At 69.2% G+C, this 7,377-nt stretch carries 6 protein-coding genes; 3 read left to right on the top strand and 3 right to left on the bottom strand.

Annotated features, from left to right (window positions below):
• The first annotated feature begins 107 nt into the window (after positions 1-107).
• From RR1_RS21125 to RR1_RS21115, 3 genes are read left to right on the top strand one after another with little or no spacing between them, the layout of a single operon-like run.
• Positions 108-1,373 carry a hypothetical protein gene (locus RR1_RS21125; protein WP_010837032.1) on the top strand — a complete coding sequence of 422 codons (1,266 nt, stop codon included), beginning with the start codon at positions 108-110 and terminating at the stop codon, positions 1,371-1,373.
• 1 nt (position 1,374) lies between these two features.
• Entirely contained in the window at positions 1,375-2,571 is a 1,197-nt protein-coding gene (locus RR1_RS21120) for an alpha/beta hydrolase family protein (protein WP_010837033.1), read from the top strand.
• Between the two features lie 36 nt (positions 2,572-2,607).
• Positions 2,608-4,083, top strand: coding sequence for a sugar transferase (locus RR1_RS21115; RefSeq protein ID WP_051111062.1), 1,476 nt, complete (start codon positions 2,608-2,610; stop codon positions 4,081-4,083).
• Between the two features lie 45 nt (positions 4,084-4,128).
• On the opposite strand, the gene RR1_RS21110 is transcribed toward RR1_RS21115, so the two are convergent.
• From RR1_RS21110 to RR1_RS21100, 3 genes are read right to left on the bottom strand one after another with little or no spacing between them, the layout of a single operon-like run.
• Positions 4,129-4,893 carry an ABC transporter ATP-binding protein gene (locus RR1_RS21110; protein WP_010837035.1) on the bottom strand — a complete coding sequence of 255 codons (765 nt, stop codon included), beginning with the start codon at positions 4,891-4,893 and terminating at the stop codon, positions 4,129-4,131.
• Positions 4,894-4,928: 35 nt separating this feature from the next.
• A complete protein-coding gene (locus tag RR1_RS21105; protein WP_010837036.1) occupies positions 4,929-5,816 on the bottom strand; it encodes an ABC transporter permease in 888 nt (295 codons plus the stop codon).
• Positions 5,817-5,858: 42 nt separating this feature from the next.
• Positions 5,859-7,340 (bottom strand): ABC transporter substrate-binding protein, encoded by a 1,482-nt coding sequence (locus RR1_RS21100; RefSeq protein WP_010837037.1) that lies wholly within the window; start codon positions 7,338-7,340, stop codon positions 5,859-5,861.
• Positions 7,341-7,377 lie beyond the last annotated feature (37 nt).

The raw sequence follows: 7,377 nt of genomic DNA, 5'->3' as shown, positions 1-7,377 counted from the left end.
AGTAAGCCGATTCGACGGTTCCCGATACGAACGCCACTCGCTTCGAGAGTGGGCCGGCACGTTCTCCCCCCAGACGTTCCGCAACACGATGGAGGAGGTCGTCGACGATGTACGACGATGACGGAAAGCCCCCACCGACCCATCGACGGGTCACGTCCACCTACCGCCCCACCGGGCTCGACCGTTCACTCTCCGGATCACTGACGGTGAACGTGTTCGGCCCGATTCACGGACTCGATCTCCGGACGGCCGCCGAACGGATGCGCCACCTCCGCTCCCTGCCGCGATCACGAACGACGCTGCGCCCGCACGACGATCGCTGGTACTTCGACGCGAGTGCCGATGCCCGAGGCGTCGTCTCGGTCCACGAGGAGACCTGGACGACACTCGACCAACTCGTCGACATCGCCCTCGACCATGCGGTCGCCGGCGGCGAACCGATCACCGTGCTCGTGAGCGGTGGGCATCTCGCGGTCGCGGTCGATCACGCCGTCGGCGACTCCGCGCTGGTTCTGCTGCTGTCCGGAATTCTCGGGGACGCACCGGACGGGCGCAGCCTCGGGGCGATGACCGCGACCGACCTCCCCGTCGCCCGGCTCCGCCGGGAATCGCTGAAGCTGCTGGCGCCCCGACATGTTCGTGCGGTCCTGCGGGTACGGGACAAGTACACGCCGAACACGACCGCCGACCCCGGACGACGAGCACCGGCCGGCTGGAGACACTCACGCGGAGTGACCCACGCACTGATGAGTCCTCGCACGGCCACCGCATTCCGGGCGTACGCGGAGCGGCAGTGGAACAGCCCTTCGCAGGCAGCCGTCTCCGTCGCACTGCTCTCGCGAGCGCTGCGCGACGCCGGGTTGCCGATGAACGACACCGTCCTGATGCCCGTAGACTGCCGGCGGTACCTCCCCGCCCGGTATCGAACGACGATGGGCAACGCAGCGGTGACCGTTCCGATCGGCGGCATCGACACCACCGATCCGCACGCCGTCGCGACGGCCATTCGCGAGGTCCTCGACAGCCGGTGGCCCCTCGCATCGTTCGCGACGACCGATATCCGGTCTCGGCTGCTCCCCCGCCGCGGCGCCTCCCCCGGACCCACCACCGACACGCACGTACCGGCGACGGTGACGCTCGCCTACTCCGACGTCGGGAAGCCGCGGGCACTGCTGGACGTGCCGTTCGGCGACCGGCCCGGTCTCGCCGCGTACACCGACCCCGCGGACGCGGGCGGCATCACCGTCTGCAGCGTGCGCGGCGTGTGGGGGACGTCGTTCGGAGCGTCGTACCACGCGGACATCGTCGACGGCTTCGCCGTCCGCGAGGCGCTCACCGCGGCGACGTCCCACCCCATCGACCTGTTCGAGTGACATGTCCACCCGCGCAATGCTGTTCGCATGCTGGATCGTCACGTTCGGGATGGTCGCTGCCACCGTCGCGTGTGCGCCGGCACCGGTCCCGGTGGACGAGCGCCGGCCCGACCCGGGCACGGTCGTGGGCTCACCACGCCGGCTCGCGTCCTATCCCGCGTTGTACACGAGTACCTCTCGGGCGGAACGCGTCGAGTACTCGTCGCGCGGCCCCGCGGGCGAACCCACCGTCGTGAGCGGTGCACTGCTCGTCCCACGGGGCGAGCCGCCTCCCGACGGCTGGCCGATCGTGTCGTACGCCCACGCCGGCGACGGCGGTGATCCGGCGTGCGCGCCGTCGCTGTCCCCGGATCTTCGCGGAGCGCTCGACGAGCTTCTCGGCCTCGTGTCACGCGGGTACGTCGTCGTCGCCACCGACTATCAGCGCTCCAGCGCGCGCGGACCGCACCCCTACCTCGACGTCGCGTCCTCGAGCGCCAACCTCGTCGACGCCGCCCGCGCGGCGGTCGCATCGGTCCCGGGTGCCTCGAATCGCTGGTTCGCGGTCGGCGTCTCCCAGGGCGGTCACGCGGCCTGGGCCGCCAACGAACGAGCCACCGACTCCGAGCTCCGCCTGCTCGGATCGGTCAGTCTGGCACCACAACTCGACATGACGGACGTCGCGACCGACGCCGCGCGAGGAAGCCTGAGCCCGGAACGCGTCGTGCTGTTCCCCACCCTGGTCGACGGAGCCTCGTCGACCGATCCCTCGGTGGTACCCGACAACCTCTATCGCGGAACACTGTCGAGGAGGACCGACGCCGCCGCGCCCTGCCTCGGGGACAGCGGGGCGGTCGGCACGGACGACGCGCGGGCGGTCCCCGCCGCGGACTACGCGCCGGCGACCGACGAGGACCGAGTTCGGCTCACCGCCGCACTCGACGCGCGACGGCTTCCCCGTTCCCCGGCGACCGCACCCGCCCTCGTCGCCTTCGGCGGGCGCGATTCGGTGACGTCACCCGAGCGAACCCGCGCGGCGGTACGAGCCGCGTGCGCGCGGGGAGACCGGGTGACCGTGCTCGAACGACCCGACGACGACCACAGGGTCGGCATCTCCCCCGAGGTGCTCGACTGGATCACCGCACTGCGCTCGGGTGCGACACCCCGGCCGACCTGCGGGCCCGAACCGACCTCCCCCACCTCGACCGGCCCGGAGTGAACGATGCCGCAACCACGACGCGCGAACGACGACCCCATGACGACCCCCTCGCTCGGGATCGTTCGCGTCCCGGTCCGGCGCACCGAACACCCCAGACGGACCCTCGCTCGACGGTTGTTCGCCGCCGACGCGGCATGCGTCCTGATCTCCTGCCTCGTCGGTGTCCACCTCCGCTTCGGCAACGAGCAGTGGACCGGCGCGCTCGGCGACGCGCGCATCGCCTACCCGGCCCTGGGGATCGCGATCGCCTCCGTCTGGATCGCGATCCTGCGCAGTCGGCGAGTGGCCGACCCGTGGATCATCGGGGCGGGCGTGTCGGAGTACCGGCGCCTGTTCGGGGCGGCCGGAATCCTCCTCGCCGTCGTCGCCGTCGTACAACTCGTCAGCGGTGTGACCATCGCCCGGGGCATGCTCCTCGTCTCCGTCACCGCCGGACTGCTCGGCTGCCTCGCCGCGCACCGGATCTCGGGACGCATCCTCCGGCGGCGATGGCGACACGGAACCGCACTCGCGCGCACCCTCCTCGTCGCCCCTCCCGGCCGGCGAGACGAGATCTGCCGGTCCGTGGACGCCGGCCCCCCGGTGGGCTACGCCGTCGTCGGAGCATTCGACGCGGGCGTCCTCACCGTGCCCTGCCACACCGGCCCCCACGACGGCCGCTGGACCCGCCTCGACCACGTCCGTTCCGTTCCGGACGCGGCCCGGGAACTCGACGCCGACATCGTGGTGCTCGCCGATGCCGCCGGACTCGAAGCCGGTGAGTTCCGCGATCTCACATGGGATCTCCACGAACACGGTGTCGAGCTGTCCGTCGAGCCGGCCGTCGTGGACGTCTCGCTCGGACGCATGGGACTCGACCAGATCGGCCGAATCTCGCTGCTCCGCATCGGCGACCCGACCTACACCGGGGCAGTGCGGGCGAGCAAGCGGGTGTTCGACATCGTGGTCGCCGGCGTCCTTCTCGTGACGCTGTCGCCGCTGCTTGCCGTCGTCGCCGGCCTGATCAAACTCCACGATCGAGGTCCCGTGATGTACCGCCCGTACCGGGTCGGAATGGGTGGCAACACGTTTCGCATGTGGAAGTTCCGCTCGATGGTTCCCGACGCCGAGAACATGCTCTCGCAGGTCCGGGTGGACCGCGGCCGGACCGACCGCGAGTTCTTCAAGGTGGCGGAGGACCCGCGCATCACGCGGATCGGCCGCATCCTCCGTCGCACCAGTGTCGACGAACTGCCCCAGCTGCTGAACGTGCTTCGCGGTGACATGAGCATCGTCGGGCCGCGTCCGATGGATCTGGGAGAAGGAGCGCGCTACCGCAACTTCGTCGAACGCCGCGTCCGCGTCCGCCCCGGGATCACCGGGCTGTGGCAGGTGTCCGGCCGGTCCGACACCGACGACGACGAGCGAGTCCGGCTCGACCTCGTCTACGTCGAGAACTGGTCTATGGCAGCCGATCTCGCGATCCTCGTCAAGACCGTCGGTACCGTCCTGCGCCGCGACGGTGCGTACTAGGCGCTTCGCGCTCGTGCGTGTTTTTCCGGTGTGGGGACCGGAAGGTCACGCACGAGCGGCGGAGCCGCCCAGGAAGTCGAGTATCGAGCGGCGGCGCAGCCGATAGGACTCCTGGAACTGCGCCGAGGGGTCACGCGGGTTCTCGATCTCGATGACGTCGGCAACCGTCGCCGGCCGCTGTGTCAGCAATACGACGCGGTCGGCGAGCAGCAGCGCCTCGTCGACGTCGTGGGTGACGAACAGGATCGTGAGCCTGCTGCGCTCCCACACCGAGATGAGCAGCTGCTGCATGTCCAGCCGCGTCTGCGCGTCGAGCGCACCGAACGGCTCGTCCATGAGGATCACGCGCGGCTCGCACGCGAGCGTCCGGGCCAGCTGCACGCGCTGACGCATACCGCCCGACAGATGCCCGGGCAGATGATCGAGGTAGTCGCCGAGCGCCACCTGCTCGAGATAGCGCGTCGCCTCCGACTTCAGCTCCTGCCCGCGCAGACCGCGAATCCGCAACGGGAACTCGACATTCTTGCGCGCCGTACGCCACGGGAAGAGCGCGTCCTCCTGGAACACCATCGCGCAGTGCGCCTCGTTGCCCGCGACCTCGCGGCCGTCGACCGTCGCTCGGCCACCCATCGGCTTCAGCAGCCCGGCGAGCGCACGCAGAATGGTCGACTTTCCGCAGCCCGACGGGCCGAGGAACACGACCACCTCGCCGGGCTCGATGTCGAGGGACACGTTCGCGGACAGCTTCCCGCCGTATCCGAGTTGCAGGTTCTCGAGCTTCACCGCACCGGTCGTCGTGGTCGTCGTCATGTCTCGCGCCTCCGTCGTCTCTCGTGCTTGCGTACTCATCGGCTCGCCCGCGGCAGCCAGTGGTTCACACGCCGTCCGATCATCTCGACCACCCACGCGGTGGCCAGCCCGAGCGCGCCGATCGACAACATGCCGACGACGACACCCGCGTAGTCGAGCAGCCCGTACGACTGCCACGTGTAGTAGCCGATACCGAACCGACCCGAGATCATCTCGGCCGACACCACACAGATCCACGCGACACCCATCGCGACCGACAGTCCCGCGAAGATCCCCGGCAACGCTCCCGGCAGCACGACGTGACGCAACACCGCCACCCAGCTCGCCCCCATCGTCCGCGCGGCGTCCTCCCACACCTTCGGCAGCGAATCCATCGCATGCACCGTGTTCACCAGAACAGGAAAGAACGCAGCGAAGAAGGTGATGAACACGATCCCCTGCTCGCTCGACGGGAACAGCAGAATGGTGAGCGGCACGAGCGCGATCGCCGGGATCGGCCGGACGATCTCGATGAAGGGCCGCAACATCATCCGCGCCGTCTCCGACCGCCCGATGAGCATGCCCAGCGCGATACCCGCGACCGCGGCGAGCCCGAAGCCGAACAGGATTCGCTGCAGGCTCGCGAACAGGTCGGCGTAGTAGCCGCCGGACGTCAGGCGCGCCGCGAAGCCGTCGATCACGTCGATGGGCGGCGGCATCCTGTCGAAGCGCAGCCACGCGACGACACCGTTCGTCGTCAACAGGTGCCACAGCAGGACGAATCCGCCGATCGGGATGAGCGGCAACAGGATCGTCCGCGCCGTCCGGGTGAATCTCGGTGACGGCCTTCGCCCGCGGAACCTGGCCGGGTCCAGCAGCGAGCCTCGCCCGCCGGTCTTCGGTTTCGGTGCCGTCACCGGTCGGCCTGTCGACAACGTGGCCATGGTCTCGTCCTCTCGATCGGTCGAAAACGTCTGTGCGGTGGTCTAGTTCGTGGGATGTGCTTCGGCGAGGGCGTCCTCGTACGAGACCGTCACCGTCGTCGCGTGCTCCGCGCGGTACTCGGCAGCGCCGGCAGCCGTCGCGAACGGGAGATAGCGGGACGACGGCGGAGCTGCGGGGTCGGCCACCCACGTCGCGTGATCCGCGAACAGCTTGGTGCCCGTCACGGCGTCCGGGACGTACGCGGCGCGAACGTGGCTCCCGCTGCTCGCGATTCGCGAGAGCAGGCAACTCGGTGTCGCCGCGACCACCGTCTCCGTCTCGCCGGCGAACCACACCTCCGACGCCGTGCCCGGATCGTCGACCGGAAGACCACACATCTCGTCGGTCCCGGTCAACGCGTTCGGAGTCGTCGTCTCGTCGCGACGTCGGTCGTAGTCGTCACCGAACGCGTCGCGCACGAAGCTCTCGTCGACGAAACCCTCGATGTCGAAGTCCTCTTCCACCGAGCCACGCTCCACGAGATAGCCCTTCGCGGCCTCGAGCGCGTCCACGAACTCGGGCGAGAGCGCCGGATCGAACGTCACCAGCCCGTTGGGGCCGTTGTAGAGGTAGACGACCTCCGGCTCGATCCCCGTGATCTCCGAGATCCGGATCGCCGACCCCAGCGGATCGTCGTGCAACCGCTGCGTCGTCGTCACCATCGCCGCGGTGAACGCCTCCATCACCTCGGGATGCTCCTCGGCGAACTCCTCCCGCGCGACGACGCCGTGGAAGGTCGGCACCTCGTTGTCGCCGCCGTCGTACAGCAGGCGCGCCTGATCGCGGAAGATCGTCAGCTGCGGCCACGGCACGAACTGCGCCATCGCATCCACCTGCCCGCCCTCGATCGCGGCAGCACCGATCGACGGATCCTGATTCACGATCCCGATGTCGTCGACGCTCATGCCGGCGCGCTCGAGCGCCGTCCGCAACATTCCGTCGCCGGCCGAACCGAGACTCGTCGACACCTGCGCGCCGCGCAGATCCTCGAGGGCCTGCGCATCGGACGCCGACGGCACCACGACCTGATTGAGCGAACCACGCAGGCTGTAGCCCGTCGCCGCGACGAACGCGGTCCGCGCGTCGTCGTACGGGCGCGTCTTGGAGCCGTTGGTCAGCAGCGGATAATCGCCCATCGACCCGATGTCGACGTGGGACGCGATCATCTGCGCCGTCAGCGGGGCACCCGAGGAGAAGTCCTGCCACACCACCCGGTAGGACGTACCGGTGCGTTCACCGATGCTGTCGAGCGCCTGCTCGAACTCGCCGAGATCACGCATGAGCGTTCCGGCGTTGATCGTGTTGATGGTCTTGGATTGGTAGCCGACGTTGACGACGACGGTGTCGTCGTCGAGCATCCCGCATCCGCCGAGCAGCGAGGACATCGCCGCTACGGCCGTGGTCGCCGCCACCGCAATGCGCACGCGGCCATGGATTCGATGAATATCGTCTTTCGGCACAGCACAAGACTCGGCAGCGAACATTACGTACCGAAGACTCGGAGTTGCGCCGCGGTTAACT

The sequence above is a fragment of the Rhodococcus rhodnii NBRC 100604 genome, from assembly GCF_001894925.1.
GTDB classification, from domain to species: Bacteria; Actinomycetota; Actinomycetes; order Mycobacteriales; family Mycobacteriaceae; genus Rhodococcus_F; species Rhodococcus_F rhodnii.
Note: the sequence above shows the minus strand (reverse complement) of the source record. Positions and strands in the feature narration are given on the sequence as shown.